Raw genomic sequence first — 24,221 nt, 5'->3', positions numbered from 1 at the left:
ACTATAGGTATGTTACGTTCTTCTATTTTCGTTTATGGCTTACTGTTAGCCTGCATGACGGGTATATTTCAGGTGACTCCGATGGAGGCACAGGCGCAAAAGAAAAAGAAAAAACGGGCAGAAACAACACAAACAGCCACCACCCCTTCTCGCCCCCCAAAAAACAAAAACTTGCCTAATATAGTAATCCTGGCTACTGGTGGTACCATAGCCGGCGCCGGCACCTCGAGTGTCGCCGCCGGCTATACAGCCGGAAAACTCCCGATCGAAGACCTGCTCAATGCCGTACCGGAAGCCTATAAAGTGGCTAACCTGGAAGGAGAACAGGTAGCTTCTGTGGGAAGCCAGGCCATGACGGACAGTGTTTGGCTCAAGCTCGCCAAACGGGTGAATCAGGTACTGCAACGCTCCGATGTGGACGGTGTGGTAATCACCCACGGAACGGACACGCAGGGCGAAACTGCCTTCTTCCTGGAATTGACTGTTAAATCCAATAAGCCAGTGGTAATGGTAGGCGCCATGCGCTCCGCCACCGCCATCTCCGCCGACGGTCCTAAAAATCTTTACGATGCTATCGTGGTTGCATCCGATAAATCTTCCACCGGCAGGGGAATACTGGTTTCCATGAATGAAGAAATCTTTTCCGGACGCGAGGTTAATAAAACAAATACTACCAGCACCGCTACCTTTAAAGCACCAAACACCGGCCCGCTGGGATATGTATTTGACGGTAAAGTGGCCTGGTATCACGCTACGCTCCGCAAGCATACCACCCAAACCATCTTTGATGTTTCCAATGTGAATGAACTGCCTAAAGTGGACATCCTGTATGGTTACTCCAATCCTGATCCAACCCTGATGGATTGCCTCATGAACAACGGCACCAAAGGTATTGTGATCGCAGGGGTAGGAAACGGAAACCTTTACCCTACAGTAGAAACAAAAGTGAAACAGGCCACCGCAAAAGGAATTGTAGTAGTAAGAGCGGCCAGAGTGCCGAGCGGACGTGTAACACTCAACGGCGAAACAGACGACAAGGCCCTTGGTACTATCGTATCAGATGATCTCAACCCCGAGAAAGCAAGAGTATTATTACAATTGTCATTGCTGAAAACATCGAGCCCTTCCACCATTCAGGGTTACTTTTTCGAATACTAGCATGTTCCGTAGTATTTAATATCACCGTTTATATTCAACAGTATGATTTGGATTCAGTTTGCCATCTTATTAGTGGCTATTTTGATCGGTGCGCGCATGAAAGGGATTGGACTGGGAGTGATGGGAATGGTGGCGCTCATGATATTTGTGTTTGTGTTCCGCATGGCACCTGCGGACCCGCCGATCGACGTGATGTTGATTATTTTGTCGGTGGTAAGCACTGCGGCCACCTTGCAGGCAGCCGGCGGTATGGAATATATGGTGCGGCTGGCGGAAAAAGTATTGCGTAGTAAACCATCGCTTATTGTACTGATAGCCCCGTTAACCACCTTCGTTTTCTCTGTGTTTGCGGGTACTGCACATATCACTTACTCGCTGCTCCCCATTATTGCAGAGGTATCTACCAAAAAAAGAATACGTCCTGAAAGAGCACTCAGTATTTCCGTTATTGCTTCCCACCTGGCCGTTACCGCCAGCCCCATATCCGCTGCCACTGCAGCACTGGTATCTATACTGGGCGGCGCCATCAGTTTACCACAGGTAATCATGGTAAGTATCCCGGCCTGCCTGGTAGGCATCTTATGCGGGGTAGCCGTATGCTGGAAGAAAGGTGTGGAACTGGAACGAGATCCGGTGTTCCTTGAAAAAATGAAAGACCCGGAATTTGCAAAAAGCATCGATCTCGATACCTCCGCATCCAGAGAGCCACTGAAGCCTGGCGCTAAAACAGCCGTAGCGATTTTTGGACTCGCTGTTTTACTGATTGTGATGGTAGGTGCGTTCCCTAAAATGCTGCCTACGTTTGAACCCGGACACGCCAACCTGGCCATCAATAACCTGGGTAATATTAAAATGGCTGCTATGATTGAGCTAATAATGCTCAGTGCGGCCGCAGCTATTATGATCTTCACCAAAACAACTGCTGAATCGGTTTCCAAAGCCAGCCTGTTTACGGCCGGTGCGGTTGCTGTAATATCCGTTTTTGGTGTGGTATGGATGAGTGCCACCTTCATGCAAACCAACCAGGCGATCATTGAAAGTGCACTGGGCAACATGGTCAGATCGGCACCGTGGACTTTCTCCATCGCCATATTCCTACTGAGCATGCTGCTGTTCAGCCAGGCTGCCACCACACAGGCCCTGGCGCCACTGGGCCTTGCACTGGGTATCAGTCCTGCCCACCTGGTAGCCATGTTCCCGGGTGCAAACGGCGACTTTGTACTTCCCGGTTATCCTACACTGCTGGCGGCCATAAACTTTGACCGCACCGGTAGTACACATATCGGGAAGTTCCTCGTCAATCACAGCTTTATGATACCCGGACTCGTGGCGGTGGGTATGTCGGTAGCGGCGGGCTTTTTCTTTGCAAGTATCTTACTGTAAGCAGATATCCATTTAGTACCATAATCTAACGTACATGTACACACGTAATTGGCTATTGTATGTATTGTTGCTGGTATCATTTACTGCGGCCGCCCAGCAGCAGGAAGCGCAGGATACCATCTACAAACCCCTGATTAACCCTTCTAAGGTGTCGTTGTTACAGAATATGGACCTCATTGCCAATATGCGCTTTGCGGAACGTAATCAGTTTGTAAACGGCACCTACACGGGCTCTAAATTTGTGAATGAGCAATTCAGGCTGGAAATCAGGGGAAAGGTGACAGATAAACTTTACTTCCGCTTCCGCGACCGCTACACCCGCGATCCCATTACGCAGTCCATCGATAATATCAGCAGATCTACCGATCTGGCTTATCTCCGTTTTGATCCTAACGAGCACTGGAAAATATATGCCGGTAAACTCTGCGCCGACTGGGGCGGTTACGAGTTTGATGCCAACCCGATCGATATCTACGAGTACTCTGACATTATCGAGTACGCCGATAACTTTCTGACGGGTGTTGGCTTTGGCTGGCTGCCCAATAAAAATCAGGAGTTTACAGTGCAACTGCTCAACAGCCGCACAAAATCCTTTTATGAATTATATGATACCATACCTGGTATTGATGAAGCCAAATTCCCGTTTGCAGCCGTTGCAAACTGGCGTGGAAGCTTCTTTGGTGGCAAATTCCAAACGATCTGGTCCTATAGCATTTTTAAAGAGGCAACGCAACAGTACATGAACTATTTTGCTTTCGGTAACCAGCTACAGTTAAAGGGCTTTCGTTTGCAGTATGATTTCAAATTAAGCCTGGAAAACCTCGATCGCAAAATGATTGTAACTGATATGGTGAGAAGTCAGCTTCACTCCACCGCACAGCAGGTACGTTACATGAGCCATTGGGTTAGCGCGGATATCCAATTGAGTAAAATTGTACATTTCGCTTTCCAGGGTATGGTGGATTTTGCGTTTTGGGATGGCAATCCTGATCCTAATGCTCCCAGCAAGCTGCGCACCGCCTGGGGCTATATTCCGGGCATAGAAGTATACCCGCTCAAAGATGTGAACCTGCGTATTTTCTGCAACATGATAGGTAGAATATATCGCCATTCTGATTATGCGAAATCAGCATTCGGATTGACAAATAACGATAACTACCGCTTTTCGATTGGCTTCGTAACGCCATTAGTTGTTTTATAACCTCCTTGTTTTTTTACTTTCTGCTCCAGGGTGGAGGAAGTAAAAAGGGGAACGTCCGGCGGACGTTCCCCTTTTTTGTAAGTGAGGAGAGGAATCTAAAACTCCTGCTCCAAATGCCCTACACTACCATCTTCTGCCATACCTTCTACCACCATTCTGAATTTCTTAGTGAAATCATTGTTGTAGAATTCGATATTAGCCGTATGCGTCAGCGTATCTACTGTCACGTTAGGGTTCCAGTATAAAGTGAGACGTTTATCAGGTAAGGAGTGAACTTCTTTTTTCACGCTGTAGTCTGGAGAGTAAAATTGTTTTACAATCGCATAACCCGCTTTTTTATACAGCTCAAATCCGCGGATGCTGGGATCGTTCTGCGGTACGTTATCACCACCTTTTTTGGTGTAGATGGCGATGGCACCATTCGCACCACCAATACCCATAAATGGCGGGCGGATCACTTTAATCAGCGCGATGTCTGTCACTGGCAGAGAGGAGAGCATGGAGATATCTGTCTGCATTTCGTTCAGATATAATCCAGGCGCACCACCACGCCAGCTGATAGAAGGATTATTAATATCGCCGGTAATCTGCAGCCCTGCTACCTTTGATTGCAGGTACTGAAATACGTTCATGGCTATAGGCGTTTCCTTGGTGAGGTCGAAAGTGATACCATCACCACCGGCAAACATACCGCTTACATATCGTTTTTCTGTAGTTTCCTGCGGTTTCTCCTTTTTCGCATTTACGTTTACCTCTTTCAGGTATACCATTTTATTATTGATAGCCCTGTTCACTTTATTGCTTTCTGCAGCGTTGGCCAGAAAAGCTTTCAGTGCGGTATTATCCACCGGAGGAGGTACACGTAAAGGTGCCGGAATCTTGATCAGGGAAGGCTTTTCGAAGAAATGGTTGGTAAATTTAACACTCACGTCTTTGTTTTTCTTCGCCACATCATTGCCCTGGTAGTAGATGTAGGCCGTGTCCGGAAACACCATTCCGGAAATATGGAACTCCCCTTTATCATCCACAGGTGCCTGTGCAAAGAGGCTGGAGCTATCTGCCGGTACTTTAATAATCATATCGATCTGACCGCCGGTTGTCAATGGTCTGCCTGTGCCGGACATGGCTTTTCCGTCCATAGACAAGCCCTGCTCGTATGGATATTTGATTTGCGGGTATTCGTTGTTAAGTATTTTTTCCCAGCTGAAACGTGTCCAGCCGTTGGTCAGCATCACCAGGTCCAGTGCCTGCAGGGTTTGTGCGGAATCGTTGCGGAAGTACCAGGCCGGATTGTACACAAAACCTTTGATATCGGATGTCAGCAGCAGGTTGGAAATAATATTATTTACATTTTTAGTTTCCACCGGTACGGCTTCAGCATCCGTGATGGATACGGATATACTGGTATTAATAGTATCAGGGAGACGTAAAACCAGCGTGTTCTTGGTTCTCGCTTCCGTGTGAATATCCGACTCCAGTACATCCATCTGGAGAAGATCGTTTTTCTTTACAAACACCAGTCGCTGCGCAACAGGTAATCCTGATTTTGTAAACAGGGAAATCTGCACGATGCCGGAAGGTATGTTGGTGGCAGGTATAAATCCGCTGATACGGCCATCTGCCACGTCCAGGTTGGCTTTATATACCATTTGCTGGTTCATCTGTGCCAATACCAGCAGCTGATTCATGCTGGTATCATTGTCCGGGCCTGCAACGGCCTGGTAGAAGATCCTGGCGCCTTTATTATAAACTTTCAGCGTTACGCCTTTTGATTGTGCAGCTGGCAGGTCAATAGTTTTGGACTGGCCTTTTGCACTTTTCACTACTGCCTGGTATTTTTCGCCGGCAGCGGGAGTGTAGTCGAAACTGCCCATACCGTCGTGTACCGACTTAATAGCTGCCGTCTGGTCACCTTTGCTGCTTTTAACGGTACCGGTTACTTCAATCGGATACCCGTTCTGATCAATGGCTTTGAAAGCTACCGTGGCGGCCTGGCCTACGATGGCGTTACCACCTTCCGGGAAAAATTGCACGGAAAAGTCCTGTGCCAGCGAGTCGGCTTCAGGAACAGCTTTTTTGGCCGGATCAAATATTTCGAAGTTCTTCGTGAAGAAGAAGGCCGGATCAAAGTTGTTCATCCACGCAGTATAGGCGCGGATCTGGTAAGTCCCGGGTTTTTGCGTTTCAGGCAGTTCGAAAGCGCCGGGCGACATACCGCCGCCACTGGCAAACAGTTTCTTCTGAATGATATTGTTATTCTTGTCCAGCAGTTCTACGTAGAGGTTAGTGGCCTGAGTAGAGGGAAGGCCCTGCAGGGTGATATATGCCCGGAACCAGATGGTCTCACCGGCGGCATAGTAGTCTTTGTCCATATGGAGGTAGACTTTCTCCTGAGGGTAGCGCTTCACAAATTGCTCCAGGGCCTTAACGATGCGGTCCGACCAGTCATCCGGCGGCGGTACGATGAAAGCCATTGCGGTAACAACTCCTGTCAGCAGCGCTATTGGAAGTTTCCATTTCATGGTTGTTGATTTGTATACAAATTACTAATAAGTGTTAATTGTCCTAAGGAATCCTTAAAAATAGCAAGTTCAAAAGATTAAAGTTATTATTGCGCAAATACTGGATTTTTTTTAACAAGATTTTAATGAGTTTCAAGGGAAAACGACTGGTTGTGACAGGTGGCGGTGCTGCCGGATTTTTTTGTGCGGTAAACGCTGCACGTATGAACCCCCACCTGGAAGTATGGCTGCTGGAAAAAACCGGCAAGTTGTTGTCAAAGGTAAAAGTGAGTGGGGGCGGGCGCTGCAACGTTACCCATAACGCTTCCGATATCTCGTACATGGCTAAACGTTATCCCCGGGGTGGCAACTTTGTAAAAAAGGCTTTCGGGCAGTTTTTTGTACCGGATACCATCAGCTGGTACGGTGAAAGAGGGGTGAAACTCAAGGCAGAAGACGATGGCCGGATGTTTCCTGTTACCGATTCCTCCCAAACGATTATAGACTGCCTGTTGCGTGAAGCAGATAAATACCTGGTGAACATACGTACAAATGTGGAAGTACTGGCGCTGGAGCGCCGCGACAATGGCGGCTGGAAGCTGACTTTAAGCCAGGGGCCCGCGATTGAGGCGGATTTCGTGTGTATCGCCGCTGGCGGCTATGCCCAGGAAGGTAAATTCCAGTGGTTGAAGCAGATCGGGCATACGGTGGTACCGCCTGCACCGTCCCTTTTTACCTTTAATATGCCTGGCAACCCGATCACGCAACTGATGGGTGTAGCCACAGATGCCATCGTAAAAATTGCCGGAACCAAATTACAGCAGCAAGGCCCGTTACTGATCACGCACTGGGGTATGAGTGGCCCTGCGGTGCTGCGCTTGTCCGCCTGGGGAGCACGAGAGCTGCAGGATATGCAGTATACGTGTACGGCTATAGTAAACTGGTTGCCATCTTACAATGAAAATAGCCTCCGGGAAGACTGGCAGTCGCTCCGATTCGAACTGGGCAAGCAAAAAATATACAACAAGAACCCTTTCCAGTTGCCACAGCGCCTCTGGCATTTTTTACTGCAACAGGCTGGCATAGGCGAAGAGCTGCGCTGGGCCGATGTTCCAGCCAAAGAGCAGAACAAATTGCAGAAGATGCTGGTGGCAATGGAGTTTCCAGTGAAAGGTAAAACGACTTTTAAAGAGGAATTTGTGACCTGCGGCGGCGTCACCTTAAGTGAAATTGATCCGGCTACAATGCAGAGCCGTATTGCGCCGGGGCTGTATTTCGCCGGTGAGGTGATGGATGTGGATGGGGTGACTGGCGGGTTTAACTTTCAGCATGCCTGGACGAGTGGGTTTATTGCTGCGAAGAGTATCAGTAGTATTTAATTGTGGCGGCGCACCCGCGCCGTCTCCCGGCATTTGTCCACCACCTGCGGTGGTGGACAAATGCCGGTCATTATAACTTCATATAATTAATCCCCGGTTCATACTCCTCTTCCAATGCATCCAGCAATTTCTGAAAATCCGCCGGATTACGCACAAAATCCAACTTCGTCATATCCACCATGAGCGTACGAACAGGATGCTGTTTGATATACTGCATATACATGTCGTGCACATTCAGCAGGTATTCATCCGGGATGGCCTGCTCATAGGAGCGGTTACGGTGGCGGATATTTTCCTGGACTTTTGATACAGGTGCGTTGAGATAAATCAGCAGGTCGGGCTGTACCAGCTGCGGGTTGATGATGTCAAAAAGTTTCTGGTATAAGGCGTATTCTTCCTCCGGCAGGTTGATTTTGGCGAACAGCAGGCTTTTGATAAACAGGTAATCGGAGATGGTGCCGTTAGAGAACAGGTCTTCCGATTGCAACATATCCTTGAGCTGCTTATATCTCTCTGCCATAAAAAATAATTCCAGCGGAAAAGCGTACTGCTGCGGGCTTTTATAGAAAAGGGGAAGGAACGGATTGTCTGCAAACTCTTCCAGGATCAGTTTGGATGAAAAATGTTTGGCCAGCATTCCGGCAACGGTGGTTTTTCCGGCTCCTATGTTTCCTTCTATCGTGATAAATTTATAGCGCATGTATCTTCTTTTATAATTTGTGGACCGGTGAATCATCCGGGCAGCTTTCCCATAGTTGTTGGACTGTGCGATGCATCACGGGATGCACGTAAGCGGGTATGATGTCGTTGAGTGGTGTGAGCACAAACCGGCGCAAATGCATGCGGGGGTGGGGGATTTTCAGATCAGGGAGCGATAATATCTCCCCGTTAAAAAAAATCAGGTCTATATCTATCACCCGCGAGCCCCATTTTTCCTGACGCACCCGGCCAATCGTCCTTTCTATTTCCAGTGTGCAGGTTAGTAAACTGTGTGCATCCAGCTCCGTAGTTATTTCCAGTGCCTGATTAAGGTAGTCTGGCTGATCTACCACACCCCAGGGTGCAGTTTGGTACAGTGGGGACTGTTGTACTACCTGACCGGCCCTTTCTCCGATCAGTTGTATTGCCTGCCGGAGATTGTGCTCCCGGTCTCCCAAATTGCCACCTATAAGTAATATTGCTGTATTCATGTATAAATCCGGCCCCAAAAGTAGCCATATTCCTTATTTTTGAAAAAAATGTATCTTTCCTAATAGTTTCATATTAACTCGATAACATGCGTTTTTTTAAAGTATTCTTTGCAGCCCTGTTGGCATTGATCGTATTCACAGCCATTGGAATGATAACCATCATGGTGCTGATAGGAAAGGCGATAACCCCTGAAAAAGTTAGCCTCTCTCCCAACAGCGTTTTGGTGCTCGAAACCAGCCAGCGATTCCTGGAACAGGAACAATCTAACCCCCTGGGAAATTATTTCGGTGGTCTGGACACAGATGTGCCTGGCCTGTACGAAACCATTCGTTTGATTGACCATGCCGCCGATGACGACAACATCAAAGGCATTTACCTGAAAGTAAATGGCAACGGCAACGAACTGGCCACCAGCGAGGAACTACGCAGGGCAATACTGCAGTTCAAAAAATCCGGAAAATTCGTATATGCGTACGGGGAAGTAATCGACCAGGGAGCCTATTTCCTGGCCACCGCAGCAGATAAGGTTTACCTGAACCCTCATGGAGGACTCGATTTCAGAGGCTTTTCCACTGAAATTATGTTCCTCAAAGGTGCGCTCGATAAACTGGAAATCAAACCTGAAATTTTCTATTGCGGAAAATTCAAAAGCGCTACCGAGCCACTGCGCGAGTATAAAATGACTGATGCTAACCGCGAACAAACGACCTTATTTCTCGGTCAGTTATACGGCAACTACCTGAGCGGTATTGCAGCCAGTCGCAAAATAGATACTGCCACCCTGCATCAATACGCCAATGAGGCCCTGATCCAGGAACCGGGAGATGCGCTGAAATATAAGCTGGTAGACGGTTTGAAATATGATGACGAGGTTACAGCCGAACTGAAATCCAGGTTGAACATTAAGTCCGACGAAAAGATCAACTTTGTATCTCTCTCTAAATATGATAATGCTTCCACTCTCAGCGAAGGAGAAGGCGACAGCAAAATTGCCGTGATCTATGCGCAGGGTAATATCGTTTCCGGTGATGATGAAAAAGAAAATACCATCGCCAGCGATGTATATGTGCGTGATATCCGCAAAGTAAGAGAAGATAAAAATGTTAAGGCAGTAGTATTCCGGGTGAACTCCGGTGGCGGTAGTGCACTGGCCTCTGAAGTGATCTGGAGAGAGCTGAGCCTGACCAAAAAAGTAAAACCGGTTATTGTGTCTATGGGAGATTACGCGGCCAGTGGTGGCTATTACATCTCCTGCATGGCAGATACTATTTTTGCAGAGCCCAATACCCTGACCGGTTCTATCGGCGTATTCGGGGTGATGATGAACTTATCCGACTTCTTCAAAAATAAGCTGGGTGTCACTTTCGACGGTGTGAAAACGGCTAACTATGCCGACCTGGGTAATACCGGCCGCCCTATGACGGAAGCAGAAAAGAAACTGATCCAGAATAGTGTGGATACCACTTATGCTACTTTCAAATCAAGAGTGGTAGCTGGTAGAAAACTGGACCCGGCGATTGTGGACAGCATCGCACAGGGCCACGTGTGGAGCGGTACACAGGCACTGAAGCTTGGCCTGGTAGACCGCCTGGGTGGTATGAACGATGCGCTGGCATCTGCCGCAAAAATGGCTAAACTGAGCAGCTATAAAATCTCCGAATATCCGGATGTAAAGCCTTCTGTAAGCAGAATGCTGCGCAATATGGGTAACAAAGTGAGCACCAGCATGGTGAAAAAAGAAATGGGTGAGCAGGAATACAAGACCTACCAGGAGCTGAAATCCGTGAAGGAACTCCATGGCCAGGTACTTACCCGCATGCCTTTCGATTATATTATCCGTTAATAAAGCCCCTGAGGCTTAGCTAATTGGGAGTTGCTGTCAGAAATGATGGCAATTCCCAATTTCTTTTTATGTAGTTTTACGCGGTTTTTTAAAATTGCAGATCAGATGAATGGAGCTAAGTACAGTCAGTGGAGAGCGATGTTGGCCATTACGAAAGGTAGCCTGAGAGCGACTTTCAGAAGTCCTTCTTCCGTAGTTTTCAGCCTTGCGTTCCCATTGGTATTTATCCTCGTGTTTGGGTTTATTGGAAACAGCACAGTATCTGTAAAGGTGGGAGTAGACCGCCATACAGACATCAGTACCACCTATTTTAAGCAATTAGCGGCTAATAAAACGCTGAAGCTCATTACCGATGACAGCGAGGCGGAAATGGCCGAGGACCTGAAAAAAGGTAACCTCGTCGCTATTCTCAACATCGAGCAGCAGCCCGGTACAGACGGGCAGGAACATTATAAGCTGCATGTTAAAACGTCCACCGCCACCGATCCCAATAAAAAAGGTATTTTGATTGCTGCCCTCCGGGCCGTTACCGGTCAGCTTGACAGCCAGGTATATCCCCGCCCTTCCGTGGCTACCATTATCCCGGAAGAGGTGCCGGGCCGCATTTACAAGACGATTGACTTTATCCTGCCAGGCCAGCTGGGCTTTGCCCTGATGAGCGGGGCCGTGTTTACCACCGCCTTCCTGTTTTTCGGGCTGCGGCAAACACTGGTACTGAAGCGCTTTTTTGCCACGCCTATTAAGCGATTCTATATAGTGCTGGCGGAAGCCCTGGGCCGTACGGTATTCCAGGTGATCAGCTCCATCGTAATTATTGCCCTGGGCCACTTTGCCTTTGGGTTTACGCTGGTGAATGGTTTTGTTACTTTTATGGAGATGTTGGTGCTGTCGGCATTCGGATGCCTGATATTCCTTGGCTTCGGTTTTATCGTTAGCGGTATTGCCAAAAACGAGAGCACGATTCCGCTGTTTGCCAATATTATTACCCTGCCGCAGTTCCTGCTGGCAGGTACCTTTTTCCCGATAGATTCTTTCCCATCCTGGCTGCAGCCCATCTGTAGGCTGATGCCGCTTACTTACCTGGCCGATGGCCTCCGTGAGGTGGCCTATGAGGGCAAGCACCTGTGGAATATAGGGTTCGACCTGGGTATCCTCACCATCTGGGGGATTGTGGTGTATATTGTGGCAGTAAAAGTATTCCGGTGGGAGTAAGCGGGGCTTTTGTTAGCTTTGCTGAATAAATCCCTGCACATGCAAGCCTTTTTCATCATTTTGGGGGCATTGATAGTACTGGTGCTGGCTTTGTTTGTAATCAGCATGATATTGCCAGCAACCGTAAAGGTGGAGCGTTCTCTACAGATTCCTGCCAGCGCAGCCCAAATATTTCCTTATGTCAATACCTTGAAGAACTGGGAGTTATGGTCGCCCTGGCAACAAATGGACCCACAACTTGCCATTACCTACGGTGAAAAAGAAAGCGGGGCAGGGGCAGGTTACAGCTGGGAAAGCCGCAACCGCAATATTGGAAAAGGTAGTGTAGTGATCACCGTTTCCAGGGAGGAGCAATACATCGCCACGGAAACGGACTTTATGACCATGGGGGTAGCTAAAGGCTATTTCCGATTTGAACCTGTACTGGGTGGTACTGTAGTAACCTGGGGCATGGTGGCCGACCTGGGCCAGCACCCTGTCCGTAAGCTCATGGGGCTGATGATGGACAAATGGGTAGGCAAAGACTTCGAGAAAGGCTTACAAAACCTCGCAAAGATTAGCAGCAAAAAATAAATTATGAGATTTGTTAAATTAGGAATCATCAGTATCATCGTTTTTAGTACACTGATTTTCCTCGGCTCTTTATTATTGCCTACTACTGCCGTTGTAGAACGAACCGGCGTTATTCAGGCACCAATCGACTCCGTGTACGCACATATCGGCGATCTGAAGGCCTGGGAAGACTGGAACCCCTGGTTTAAGCCGGATACATCCGCTACCATCCAGTTTTCTGAACAAACCAGCGGCACCGGTGCCTGGTACACCTGGACGGGTACACGCAGCAGTGGTAAAGTAACTGTGCTGGACAGCGACACCAAAAAAGGCATCCATTACAGCATGGATGTAAAAAATATGAAGCCGGTGGATGCAGGCATTGAACTGAAGCCTACTGCCGATGGTAAGGCCACCGCCATCTTCTGGCATATGCAAACAAAACTGGGTATGCTCCCCTGGTGGAAATTACGTGGGTTTATGGCAGATAAGATCTTTGGACCCGCTATGGATAAGGGTTTGACTACTCTTAGCGAGATTTGTGAAGGCAGGAATGGAAACTGATGGAGCTATTTTGCCATTAATCCATATTAACAAATTGTTGAGCTTATTATCTTTAAATTGGCTTATCCTTCTAAACTCTAACTAAATAACGCACATCCAACATGAAACAGTTCATCATGGCAACTTTCTTCGTTGCTACCGCAGCATTGGCCTTCGGTCAGGAAAAAGCAAGAAAGAGCCCAAAAGTAACCACTGAAGCTAACGGCATTAAAGTGGTATATGGTCAGCCTTCCAAAAACGGAAGAGAGATCTTCGGTAAACTGGAGCAATACGGAAAAGTATGGCGTACCGGTGCCAACGAAGCTACTGAAATCACTTTTTCGAAAGATGTAAACTTTGGCGGTAAACCAGTAAAAGCTGGTACTTACACCCTGTTCTCTATTCCTGATCCTAAAACCTGGACCGTTATCCTGAATAGTAAACTGGGCCAGTGGGGTGCTTACGACTACGATAAGGTTAAAGACCAGAACGTGGTGGAAGTAAAAGTAAATCGTCAGGCATTGTCTACTCCGGTGGAAAAACTGACTTTTACCCTGCCAGGGAATGCAGTGGTGTTTGAATGGGATGATACGAAAATATCAGTTCCGGTGAAGTAGTAACTGGTGATTATTTTTTTATCGGGGAGAGACGAAGTGCCTGCGGCACTTCATCTCTCCCCGATTCATTTCCGGGCCTGAGGCCCGGAAATGAATCAAATGGATTGAAGGAGGTCGCTAATGCAGTCATACACTTCCTGCAGCTGTGCATCCGTAATGCAATACGGCGGCAGCACATATAAGGTATTGCCCAGTGGCCGCAACATCACCCGGCGTTCCCGGAAGAAGCGGTGCAGCTGATCAGCAATGTTATTAGTATAGCCGTCCGCGTTAGTGGTGATAATATCGAATGCAAGGATGGTGCCCTGGAGTCGCGGCGCTTTGATCTTAGGTGATTGTTGGAGCTGCGTCAGGAACCTGGTATGCGCTTCGTGTATCCGTTGCCGGTTGGTGGCGCAGGCAGGGTCGGTAAAGAGGTCGAGACTGGCCAGTGCCACGGAGCAGGCGAGGGGGTTGGCGGTAAAGCTATGACCGTGGAATAAGGTTTTGAGTTTATCGTTGCTGAGGAAGGCATCGTAAATGGTACTGGTACAGGTGGTAACACCCAGCGCCATACTGCCGCCGGTGAGGCCTTTGGAAAGGCATATCATATCCGGTTGGGTGCTGCAGTTTTCCATCGCAAAGTTTTTTCCTGTTCTGCCGAAGCCGGTCATCACTTCATCGGCAATGAGGAGGATCTGGTGTGATTGCAGCCAGGCCAGGAGCTGGTCCAGTGGTGCGGCTTCGTACATCAGCATGCCACCCGCGCCCTGCACCAGTGGCTCAAATATAAACGCGGCAATGGTGCTTAGGTCCAGTGCTTCGATGGTGGCTTTCAGCGTATCGAAATTATCAGCAGCAGGCAGGTCGATGAAATGAACTTCAAAAAGCAGGTCGTCGAATACGCGGGTGAATACGCTCCGGCCGCTCACGCTCATGGCGCCAAAGGTATCGCCGTGGTAGGCGTTTTTAAAGGCAATGAATTTATGGCGGCGCTGCCCTTTGTTATCCCAGTACTGGAGCGACATCTTAAGTGCCACTTCTACGGCGGTGGAGCCGTTATCGGAATAGAACACTCTTTTTTGGTTGGCAGGCAGCAGTGGTAGCAGTCGTTCAGCCAGTTCTACTGCCGGGGCATGGGTGTATCCTGAAAAGATAATATGTTGTAGCTGAAAGGCTTGTTTGGAGAGCATTTCCGCGATATGTGGATGTGCGTGCCCGTGAATATTTACCCACCAGCTGCTGGTGGCATCTATATAGGCGTTTTGCTGATCGTCGAATAGGAGTGCGCCTTCACCGCGGGTGATGGCGATGGGCTGTGGCGCTGTTTGCATCTGCGTGTACGGATGCCATATTACCTGCTGGTCACGGGCTGCTAAAGTCATTTGCTGCATCATCAATGAATTAGGTAGGCAGCGAAGGTACAACAACAATACTATTCGTAGTATTTGGCCAGGGCCTTAAAGAGGTCCGCGGCGGCGTAGGGCTTTGGCAGCAGGTCGGTAACGTGCAGGATGGCCAGCTTTTCCCTTACATCCGGCATAATATCGGCAGTGAGCACGATGATAAAAGCATCCGGCTGGATCATTTTAATATGTGGAATCGCTTCATAGCCGTTCATTTCCGGCATATGGAGGTCGAGGATGATGCCATCAAAATGTTGTTCTTTCAGTCGTTCCAGCGCCTGTTTGCCGTTGGTGGCGGTGGTAATGCGGGCGCCGGATTTCTTCAGTTGCATTTCGATGATGCGCACGTTGATCACGTTATCCTCCACTACCAGCAGGTTCATATTGTCGAGGAAACCTGCCGGGTACTGCTTAGGCGTATGTTGTTTTTTGTGGAGGACGGGAATATCGAATCCCAGGGTGAAGTGGAAGGTGGAGCCTTTACCTGGCGTACTTTCTACGTGTATATGGCCCCGTTGTATTTCCACAAGTTTTTTGGTGATGGCGAGTCCGAGCCCGGTGCCGCCATGGCGGCGGGTGGTGGCTGCTTCTGCCTGTACGAAGGTTTCAAATACCTTGTCCTGTATTTCCGGCGGGATGCCGATGCCGGTATCGCGCACAGCAAAGCCTATATGGGTGCGGTTACCGTGACAATCTTCCTGGTGTACCTCAATACATACCGATCCTTTTTGTGTGAATTTGATGGCGTTGTTGATCAGGTTGTTGAGGATTTGGCCGAGGCGCACCGGGTCGCCCAGAATATTTTGCGGCAGGTCGTGATCCACCGCTGTATACAGTTTAATGCCTTTAGCTTTGGCCAGTGGCTGGTAATTGCTGGCGATGCTGTGGATGAGGTCAGGCAGGTGAATCGGGATGTGTTCCAGTTCAATTTTGCCGGCTTCAATTTTATTGAAGTCGAGTATGTCGTTGATGAGGCCGAGCAGGTGTTTGGAGGAGAACTGCAGGCTTTGGATAACTTCGGTATTTTCAGGCAGGTGGTTATCTTCCAGGATGCCGGCGATACCGATGATGGCGTTGAGTGGGGTTCTGATTTCATGGCTCATAACGGAGAGAAATTCGCTGCGTGCCTGGGCAGCTTTTTCTGCGGATTCCTTGGCTTTGAGTAATTCCAGCTCCGTTACTTTTTGGTTGGTGATGTCCATGATGATACCTCTGAAGTGGGTTACCTGTCCGTTAGTAAAAACGGGGATGCCCATTGTTTTTACCCAGGTAGGCGTACCTTTTGCGGAGATATGCCGTAGTTCGAGGCAGTATGGTTTTTGATTTTCCAGCAGCTGTCGCCGCGCTTCTTCAAATACGGGCCTGTCGTCCGGATGATAGAAGGAAGCGGCGCTTTGGAGGGTAACGGGATAGTCTGCCGGTACTTCCCTGAGTTCAAAGATTTGTTTGGTCCAGAAGATTTCTGAGGTGGCGGTGTTGAACTCCCAGCCACCGATCGCCCCCATTTGCTGGCTGATGTTAAGCAGGTGGAGGTTGCGTTCCAGTTCTGCTTTTGTTTGCCTGAGGGCGATCTCGTCCCGCTTCCTGGAGGTGATGTTTTTAATCATGATCAGGATGCGTTTGTTGGGGCCGTTGTGGTTTTTCAGGAGCGACATTTTCATTCCGTACCAGTTGTTGATTTCCTGGCGAATGTCGCGGTACTCATATTCCTGTGTTTCTCCGGTACGCAGGAGGATGTCGGTCAGGTTATCGAACACCGGCGCCAGTGGGCCCAGCACTTCTGTCATGCTGCGGCCTACGATCTGTTCTTTAGGATGGAACAGCAGGCAGTCATTATTACACCAGACTTTAGTAAAGATTTTATACTCGTTCATCTCCATTACAATGTCATCGAGTGTGCCAATGAGTGCGTCGAGATCGGCGCGTGTTTGCTGATTGGCTTTCTCAGCCCGATTCCTGTCTCTTTCCTGGTTGTTGGCAAAGAGGAGGAGGGCGTAGCTTTGGATGAGTGGTTGCAGGGTGTCGATAATGCTGGTGCAGTATCCGCCGGGTTTATTGCCCAGGCCGATCACACCTAATATTTTATGATTGTATATAATTGGAATGCCTAAGTAGGAAGTTAGAGAAATGGAAAGGTCAGGATAGCTAACGGAAGTTTCGTCTGGTTCCGGATTGTTGTTAATAACAGGTGCGGCTGTTTGGATTACTGCTTTGGTAAGCGTATCCATGTTCAGGAATTGCAGGCCTGGCTCCTGGTCTTTGAAATAGCGGCGTTTCATTTCCTGCAGGTAGGCAGCAGGCGCAGCAGCGTGTAATATTAGTTTAGGGAGATATTGGTAGCTCGTGGTGATTTCTCCCACGAACCCTGTTTCACTGCCCGTGATGGTCAGCAGGTTTTGGAGAAAGTGCTCGAGCGTGAGCTGCAGATTTTTATGCAACGCCAGCGTTTGGTGCATCTCTGCGAGAACGCCCATGATGCCGGACAGCTGCTGGAGCCTTGCTTTTAGCGCTGAAATTTCAGTAATATCTTCCACCGCCGCCTGAGGCAGCAATACAGGTAAAGTTGAGGCCAGCATGAGCGATCAAATTTTAGTTGAGTGTTCTGGTTTCTCAGTTTTCTGTTTGTCTCGGAAAATCTCAGTTTTACACTACTAGCGGGCAATGGTTATGATGGGAGTATGGTATGTATCTCTTAACGGGTTAATCAGGGGAATAAATTTACTTAAAATATGTTCACAGCCAAGTTAATTTTTCGCACATCGGATGTGCAGATGATGTGCATATCGTTTGGAAAAGGAACAGTCCCCGCCACAGGCGGGGACTGTTCCTTTATATGGTCATAAAGCGACTACTATAATTTGCGCATACCACCATTCTTAAACAGCGTGTATGCCGTTTGATAGTTTGCGATGGCTTTGCGCAGCAGTACACTATCCATCGGCTGCGACTGTAAATCTCCGGTGCTGTCTTTCACGTGGAAAGTTTGCGCCTGGTGCTGTGGTCCGAGGATCATCAGTTTGCCTGGCTCGAGATAGCCGAGCAGTTGGTAGGTGCTGATCATGGCGCGTGGCTGGTAATCAGCGGCCAGTACATCTCTCCCGTATAAATTTGAATTGTATGACCAATTGAGGATTCCTAACAGTGTCGGGTAAATATCGAGTTGGGAACACATGGTAGGAATTTCCCGAGGTACTTCGTTTGGTACGTTGTAAACGATGCAGGGGATGTGATACTTATTCACTTCTATTTCATTCTTGCCTGCAACGCTGGCGCAATGGTCGGCCACAAATATGATGATGGTATTTTTAAACCACGGTTTTTGCTGCGCCTGTTTCAGGAACTGACCGATAGCATAATCGGTGTACTGAACAGCCCCTTCACGACTGGTATGCGACGGAATGGAAACCTTTCCTTCCGGATAGGTAAACGGCCTGTGGTTAGAAACCGTCATCACGAAATCGAAGAAAGGTTTGCCGGCAGCATGTTTTTCATCTGCCTTTTTCAGTACGGCACTGTAAATATCTTCGTCGCAAACGCCCCATGCATTCTCAAAATGTACGGCGCTGTCAGGGAAATTTTCCCGTTTGGTAGGGAAGTTGTCGCCCACCAGGCGATGGCGTAAGCGGTCGTATATATCAAATCCGTTGTTACCAAAAAACTGGTTCATGTTATCGAAGTAGCCATCCCCGCCATAAAAGAAGGTGCGGTCGTAGCCGGCGTTGCCGAAAATAGTACTGAGACTGAACAGCCCTTCATTATTTTTACGGCGTACGATGCTTTGCCCTGGTGTAGGCGGAACGGCGAGTGTGAGTGCTTCCATGCCGCGTACTGTTCTGGTGCCGGTAGCATACATGTTGGTAAACAGGATACTTTCTTTGGCGATACTGTCCAGCACGGGTGTAATGCGTTCCTTGTTGCCAAAACGTTCCATGAAGGTAGCGCTGAAGCTCTCAATCGTAACCATGATCACATTTGGCTTTACAGCTGCTGCGGTATCAGCAATGTGGCGATAGATGCTGGAGCCGGGTTCCAGGTATTTGCTATTGCCGGACTGTAAAAGACTGCGCATTTCAGCAAACGCCTGTTTATCATCTTCCTGGATATAATACTTATCGTATGGTAATTCATTATTGAAATAGGCCGACCCGAAGCTGTAAATACCTGCTTTAGACAGTTCCTGCTGGTAGCGGTTTTTGCCGGTTTCTGCCCAGGTATTGCTTACCAGGTAGAGATGTAACACTGCGATGGCAATGGTGCCGCCGGTGATGACCAGTCGCATACGAAGGGGTGTATACGACTGAAAACTTGCCCTGAACATGCCGGCCCTGGCAGCCAGCCAGGTAAGCAGTGCAGTACCTGCCAGTACGCCACCAATCAGTAATGGCAGCGGGTAGGACTGGTTGATGTTATTAATCACCTCATAGGTATAGAGGAGGTAATCTACTGCGATGAAGTCAAATCTTGCCTCATACTCCCCCCAGAAGGTGAATTCCGCAAAGAAGGAGAAGATCATGATCAATAATGCCAGGAAAAAACCGAATCCGGTGAAGGCTTTGTTGAACCATGTTTTATTGAGCCGTTGCGGCAGCAGCAGCAGGTAAATGGAATAAGCGACGGTGAAGAACACCGCGACACCCGAATCAAAGACTAATCCCTTGGCAAGGATGGACAGGATATTCCCGAAAGAGAGGGTGGCCACAGGAAAGGCCCAGCATAATAGCGCAACTCTTACGATTGTGGAAAGCAGGAGGTACAAAGCAGTAAATCCGAACTGCACGGCGTACCTGTTAGGTGTAGGCTTCATTATGAAAAATTGATGCGCGAAGGTAAGCTGTTAGATTAAATTTGAATTAATTATTTTATGAGCGTTACCATCGTGGGGTTGCAGGCGCAGTCTGGATTCTGAAGATTTTCTGAATTTATCTAGTGGGGTAGTTTTAGCCGAAGCGATAGCCGGTGCCATAAACAGTTTTAATATAGTCGTTGCCGCCGGCTTCCATCATTTTTTTCCGCAGGTTTTTGATATGGGTGTAGATGAAGTCGTAGGAGCCTGCCTGGTCGTAAGCATCACCCCAGAGGTGGCTGGCCAGGGCGGATTTTGTGATCAGTCGGTTTTGGTTGGCGATCAGGTACAGGAGCAGCTGGTATTCTTTGGTGGTAAGCTGGATAGGTCGCTGGTGGATTTGAACGGTTTGGGAGCCGGGGGTAATGGTGATTTCATGAAATTTGATGCGGGTATCGCCGTCAAAGTTTTTGCGTCGCAGGAGGGCGTGGATGCGGGCATTTAATTCGGAGAGGTGGAAAGGCTTGGTGAGGTAGTCATCCGCACCAAGGGCGAGTCCTGATAGTTTGTCTTCCAGTGAATCTTTTGCGGAGATAATAATGATTCCTGCGCGGGAGTGCAGGTGTTTGAGTTCTTTCACGATGTCGAGCCCACTTCCTTTGGGCAGGTTGATATCGGCCACTATGCAGTCATACTCAAATTCGTTCACTTTCCTGATGCCTTCCTGAAAATCCCCTGCTGTTTCGCAGATGTATCCCTGTTGTTCCAGGTATTGCCGGATGGCGTTACGGAGGGCTGTTTCATCTTCTATAATCAGGATCTTCATAAAATAAATATAATGATAATTATTCATTGACAGTCATTTATGAAATCGATTGCAAAAAATCGATTTCAATGCTAGGAAATTTGAAAAACAGCCCTTATCTTTTTAATGAAAATTGCAGTTCGATACTGTAGTAGCTATTTAAAACCCACAAATTTAAGCGCATGATTTCCACGTTTCGCATGCATGCCTTTGCCGTATTAGCGGCAACCTGTCTATTTTCCTGTAAGAAGGATCAAACCCTTGAAACCCCTGCCGACCCTGGCGCGGGCACGGGAGCACAAACAGAAGCAATTTTAAGTACCTGGACCAACAACTGGGACAACTACGCCACAGGCACCTGGCTTTCACAGTCGCAGGCCGCCAGTGATTTTGGTAATGTCAGCGGTTGGAATTCCGGACGTACTTACATCTCCAATGGTAACTTGCGCATCACGCTGGAGCCCAATGCCCTGAGCGCGGCTGGTGGCGTGGTGGCCAACATTGATGTTTCTGATGGTTCTGCTTATGAGATGGACTATGACATCCGCTTCCACAGCCAGTTTGACTGGAGCCGTGGCGGAAAAGTAGGCTTTGGTTTCAGCGTTGGTGAAGGTAACACCGGCGGTGATCCGGGCTGGGATGGTAATGGTGGATCATTACGCCTGATGTGGTATCAAACAGATGCCGGCAGGGTATTTTTCCAGCCTTACATTTATTACAAGGATCAGCCAGGAGAGTATGGTGACACCTTCGGCAAGAGTTACCCATCCTCAGGCAGCATCCAGAAAGGTACTACTTACCATGTACACATGTACATCAAGAGTAATACCGGCAGCAACACCAACGGTCATGTACAGATCGTGATCAATGGTACAGTGGTACTGGACCAGGACATCCGCTGGACAACCAACGATGCACAGCGCCTGATCAAAGGAGTGACGTTCCACACTTTCCGCGGCGGCAGCCAGAGTTACTGGGAGTCTACTTCAACAGGTTACATTTATTATGACAACCTGTCTGTACACAAGATCAGCAACTAAACAACAAATCCCTCATTTCCGGCTCGCACGGGAATGGGGGATTTAATGCAGCAGTTATTATCTTAGCAACATGGAATCATTAAAATCCGGCCAGCGGGCTTTTGTATTATCAGGAGGTGGTGCCAGGGGTTATGCACACCTGGGGGTATTGAAGGCTTATGCGGAACATGGCATCGTACCTAAAGCTATTGCAGCTACCAGCGCAGGTTCTATAGTAGCAGCGTTTATCGCTAACGGCTATAGTACGGAAGACGTTCGTACCATCTTCAGGGAATACAAAATCGGCCTTTCCATGCAATGGAAAAACTGGCAGGTGGGATTTTTGTCGCTCAAAAAACTGGAACACGTACTGGAGCAAACCCTCCGGTACAAAACATTTGAGGAACTGAACATGCCCCTGTACATCACGGCTACCAATTTCGAAACCGGCAACCAGCAGGTGTTCGACAGCGGCAACATTATTCCGGCAGTACTGGCAGCATCGTCTGTGCCGATGCTGTTTCAGCCGGTATTGGTGGATGGCATCCAATACGTGGATGGAGGCTTATCCAGCAATTTACCTGTGGAGCCGCTGCGTGGAAAGTATGATGATATTATCGGGGTGCATGTGAATCCACTCACTCCCTTCAATGCATCAGGAGGATTTTTATTTAACCTGGAACGTACGTTGCACCTGGCTATCCGGGAGTCGGTACAAAAAAATAAATCGCTGTGCAGCGAGTTTATAGAGCCCGCAGCATTGGGCCACTTCGGTATGTTTGACTTCAGCAGGTTCGAGGAGATTTATACGGCCGGACTTGACTATACGAGGAGCATACTGTCGGAAACAAACATTACATATCATCGGTAAGATCAGAAAGATCATAGTAAGCGCCTCGTCACTGCCGATGACGGGGCGCTTTTTTTATTGCATCAGGGGAAAACCGTATTCCAGTCGTTTTTCATACTGATCACCTGCCAGTAATATTGTTTGGCCATGTTGAGTGATTTATTGTCTTTCTCACCATACTCAAATTCCCGGGCGGCATCATCATGGTTTACAATGAGCTGTAGTGACTTGTAAGGACTTCCCTGGGAAAAGCGCAGCATATACACATCCCCGGCGCCGCCTTCGTTACCACAGGCCAGGATAGGCCGCTTACCAATATGAAACTGAATGTTGACGGGCTTTTCCTGTTTATCATTAAATGTGGTCATACCAGGTAACCGCATGATATCATTTACGCCAGCGCTATCTACATACTTGTATTTTAATTCCGAACCAATGACCTGCTCGGCCGGAATGCCGTATAACGTATCACTTACCACGCGCATAAAATCCACGGTACCGCCAGAGCAGATGAAGGTTTTGAAACCATTTGCACGCAGGTAGTTCAGCAGTTCCAACTGTGGTTTATATATCGCCTGGTATAACGACGTTCTTAAAGTGGGGTGTTTTACGGTATTGAAGAACAGCTGCACTTCTTCCGCAAATGCCGTGGAGGTCATCCCGGAATGGGTGAGGTTGAACAGGTGAATAATTTCTTTTAACCCGGCTTTTTCAAAATAACCTTTATCTTTTTCAATAACGGCCTTATACGGCTGCTGATTTTTCAGTGCAGGGTTTCTTGCAACCATTCTATGTACACGAAAAATGGCGAATAAACCCTGGATAAGAGGCTTTTCGGCCCAAAGGGTACCGTCGTTATCGAAGGTAGCGATTCGATCCGCCGGTGGCACAAAATCAGTTCCCGGCGTCGTCACCGCATGTACGAATTGAATAATGGATTGTTTAACGGGGCCTTCATTCCAGGAGGGGAGCGGATCGCTTTGCGCCAATGCCGCTGTGGAAATAAGCATGCTGATCAGGAGTGCCCGGAAAAGTCTTTTCATGGTCAGATGTTTTTTCTACAGTACAGCTGGCGGGGTGAGATTGTTTAAATGCAGTACTTTCAGCAGGTGGCTTGACCTTTAATGCTGCAAGTGATCTACTTTAAAAAAATAAGAATATAACGGCATGGCACACACCTTTCATGATACCGGCACAGGTTTTCCACGTATGGTTAAGTGTATGATAGATAGTTTTTCGCAAGGTGACCGGCATAGTACAGTGGTTGTTGTGACTATGTGGACGATTAACCGGGACGGATATTGTACGTTTCATAATACAAATCTCGCAGGCGGTTGTGACAACCTTGTGTCAGCAGCATTTACATCTCCCTGAAAAAAATCAGATAATATGATTGGCTTTCATTAATTCCTCCTGGTTTTGGTGGTTGATATACATCAGGATCAGCGGCTGCTGGTGGTTTACTTCCAACAGGTAAGTAACGTTGAAGGGGATGGCCGTATCCGGTTGCTGCTGGTAAGTGGCGCCCCAGGTAACTTTTGCACTGGTGTAATGGTCAGTAATATTGTTCAGGGAGATTTCAATGACCTCCATTCTCAGCAGTCCCGTTTTTTTGTTGTAATCGATTACACTGCGCAGCCATTCGATAAAGGACTCATCATTTTTGTAAGGTTTCGATTTTCCTCCATCGGCTACCATAAATTCTTTCGCATAGAAGTGCGCGATGGCCTGGGGCTGATGACCAGCGGCAGCCTTGCCGTAGTCCGTAAATAATTTTTCGAGCGTCGTTATCATAGCGG

20 protein-coding genes are annotated in these 24,221 nt (G+C 48.2%); 11 read left to right on the top strand and 9 right to left on the bottom strand.

Annotated features, from left to right (window positions below; translation table 11 throughout):
- Positions 1-9 precede the first annotated feature (9 nt).
- From BUB18_RS11435 to BUB18_RS11425, 3 genes are read left to right on the top strand one after another with little or no spacing between them, the layout of a single operon-like run.
- Entirely contained in the window at positions 10-1,158 is a 1,149-nt protein-coding gene (locus tag BUB18_RS11435) for a type II asparaginase (protein WP_218588030.1), read from the top strand.
- A 42-nt stretch (positions 1,159-1,200) separates the two neighbouring features.
- Complete coding sequence (locus BUB18_RS11430; RefSeq protein ID WP_073080859.1) at positions 1,201-2,541, top strand: anaerobic C4-dicarboxylate transporter; 1,341 nt, start codon at positions 1,201-1,203, stop codon at positions 2,539-2,541.
- A 34-nt stretch (positions 2,542-2,575) separates the two neighbouring features.
- Positions 2,576-3,742 carry a porin gene (locus BUB18_RS11425; protein ID WP_073080857.1) on the top strand — a complete coding sequence of 389 codons (1,167 nt, stop codon included), beginning with the start codon at positions 2,576-2,578 and terminating at the stop codon, positions 3,740-3,742.
- A gap of 95 nt (positions 3,743-3,837) precedes the next feature.
- Here BUB18_RS11425 and BUB18_RS11420 read toward each other — a convergent pair whose 3' ends face one another.
- Positions 3,838-6,264: an MG2 domain-containing protein gene (locus BUB18_RS11420; RefSeq protein WP_073080855.1), complete on the bottom strand. Its 2,427-nt coding sequence runs from the start codon at positions 6,262-6,264 to the stop codon at positions 3,838-3,840.
- Between the two features lie 125 nt (positions 6,265-6,389).
- On the opposite strand from BUB18_RS11420, the gene BUB18_RS11415 reads away from it, so the two are divergent.
- Positions 6,390-7,622, top strand: coding sequence for a BaiN/RdsA family NAD(P)/FAD-dependent oxidoreductase (locus BUB18_RS11415; protein WP_073081358.1), 1,233 nt, complete (start codon positions 6,390-6,392; stop codon positions 7,620-7,622).
- Positions 7,623-7,692: 70 nt separating this feature from the next.
- Here BUB18_RS11415 and BUB18_RS11410 read toward each other — a convergent pair whose 3' ends face one another.
- A complete protein-coding gene (locus BUB18_RS11410) occupies positions 7,693-8,322 on the bottom strand; it encodes a deoxynucleoside kinase (protein ID WP_073080853.1) in 630 nt (209 codons plus the stop codon).
- A gap of 10 nt (positions 8,323-8,332) precedes the next feature.
- Entirely contained in the window at positions 8,333-8,812 is a 480-nt protein-coding gene (gene folK, locus BUB18_RS11405; protein ID WP_073080851.1) for a 2-amino-4-hydroxy-6-hydroxymethyldihydropteridine diphosphokinase, read from the bottom strand.
- A gap of 86 nt (positions 8,813-8,898) precedes the next feature.
- On the opposite strand from folK, the gene sppA reads away from it, so the two are divergent.
- From sppA to BUB18_RS11380, 5 genes are all read left to right on the top strand, one after another.
- Positions 8,899-10,656, top strand: coding sequence for a signal peptide peptidase SppA (sppA, locus tag BUB18_RS11400; protein ID WP_073080849.1), 1,758 nt, complete (start codon positions 8,899-8,901; stop codon positions 10,654-10,656).
- A 105-nt stretch (positions 10,657-10,761) separates the two neighbouring features.
- Positions 10,762-11,868: an ABC transporter permease gene (locus BUB18_RS11395; protein WP_073080839.1), complete on the top strand. Its 1,107-nt coding sequence runs from the start codon at positions 10,762-10,764 to the stop codon at positions 11,866-11,868.
- A gap of 39 nt (positions 11,869-11,907) precedes the next feature.
- Positions 11,908-12,441, top strand: a complete 534-nt coding sequence (locus BUB18_RS11390) for an SRPBCC family protein (RefSeq protein ID WP_073081355.1) — start codon at positions 11,908-11,910, stop codon at positions 12,439-12,441.
- 3 nt (positions 12,442-12,444) lie between these two features.
- A complete protein-coding gene (locus tag BUB18_RS11385; RefSeq protein WP_073080837.1) occupies positions 12,445-12,984 on the top strand; it encodes an SRPBCC family protein in 540 nt (179 codons plus the stop codon).
- A 101-nt stretch (positions 12,985-13,085) separates the two neighbouring features.
- The gene (locus BUB18_RS11380; RefSeq protein ID WP_073080835.1) at positions 13,086-13,580 is read left to right on the top strand and encodes a DUF2911 domain-containing protein; all 495 of its coding nucleotides are present in this window, start codon (positions 13,086-13,088) and stop codon (positions 13,578-13,580) included.
- A 95-nt stretch (positions 13,581-13,675) separates the two neighbouring features.
- Here BUB18_RS11380 and bioA read toward each other — a convergent pair whose 3' ends face one another.
- The 4 genes from bioA to BUB18_RS11360 form a co-directional block, all read right to left on the bottom strand.
- Positions 13,676-14,953 (bottom strand): adenosylmethionine--8-amino-7-oxononanoate transaminase, encoded by a 1,278-nt coding sequence (gene bioA / locus BUB18_RS11375; RefSeq protein ID WP_245805655.1) that lies wholly within the window; start codon positions 14,951-14,953, stop codon positions 13,676-13,678.
- Positions 14,954-14,994: 41 nt separating this feature from the next.
- Positions 14,995-17,541, bottom strand: coding sequence for an ATP-binding protein (locus tag BUB18_RS11370; protein ID WP_073080833.1), 2,547 nt, complete (start codon positions 17,539-17,541; stop codon positions 14,995-14,997).
- 275 nt (positions 17,542-17,816) lie between these two features.
- Positions 17,817-19,769 carry an LTA synthase family protein gene (locus tag BUB18_RS11365; RefSeq protein ID WP_073080831.1) on the bottom strand — a complete coding sequence of 651 codons (1,953 nt, stop codon included), beginning with the start codon at positions 19,767-19,769 and terminating at the stop codon, positions 17,817-17,819.
- A 133-nt stretch (positions 19,770-19,902) separates the two neighbouring features.
- The gene (locus BUB18_RS11360) at positions 19,903-20,574 is read right to left on the bottom strand and encodes a response regulator transcription factor (RefSeq protein WP_073081350.1); all 672 of its coding nucleotides are present in this window, start codon (positions 20,572-20,574) and stop codon (positions 19,903-19,905) included.
- 161 nt (positions 20,575-20,735) lie between these two features.
- On the opposite strand from BUB18_RS11360, the gene BUB18_RS11355 reads away from it, so the two are divergent.
- Together BUB18_RS11355 and BUB18_RS11350 are read left to right on the top strand one after the other, a co-directional pair.
- Complete coding sequence (locus BUB18_RS11355) at positions 20,736-21,593, top strand: polysaccharide lyase (RefSeq protein ID WP_083549794.1); 858 nt, start codon at positions 20,736-20,738, stop codon at positions 21,591-21,593.
- Positions 21,594-21,663: 70 nt separating this feature from the next.
- Complete coding sequence (locus BUB18_RS11350; RefSeq protein ID WP_073080830.1) at positions 21,664-22,443, top strand: patatin-like phospholipase family protein; 780 nt, start codon at positions 21,664-21,666, stop codon at positions 22,441-22,443.
- Between the two features lie 62 nt (positions 22,444-22,505).
- Here BUB18_RS11350 and BUB18_RS11345 read toward each other — a convergent pair whose 3' ends face one another.
- Positions 22,506-23,465 carry an HAD family hydrolase gene (locus BUB18_RS11345; RefSeq protein ID WP_073080828.1) on the bottom strand — a complete coding sequence of 320 codons (960 nt, stop codon included), beginning with the start codon at positions 23,463-23,465 and terminating at the stop codon, positions 22,506-22,508.
- Between the two features lie 337 nt (positions 23,466-23,802).
- Positions 23,803-24,216 (bottom strand): hypothetical protein, encoded by a 414-nt coding sequence (locus BUB18_RS11340; RefSeq protein ID WP_073080826.1) that lies wholly within the window; start codon positions 24,214-24,216, stop codon positions 23,803-23,805.
- Positions 24,217-24,221: the final 5 nt, after the last annotated feature.

Origin of the sequence: Chitinophaga jiangningensis (genome assembly GCF_900142605.1) — a bacterium.
GTDB lineage: Bacteria > Bacteroidota > Bacteroidia > Chitinophagales > Chitinophagaceae > Chitinophaga > Chitinophaga jiangningensis.
Note: the sequence above shows the minus strand (reverse complement) of the source record. Positions and strands in the feature narration are given on the sequence as shown.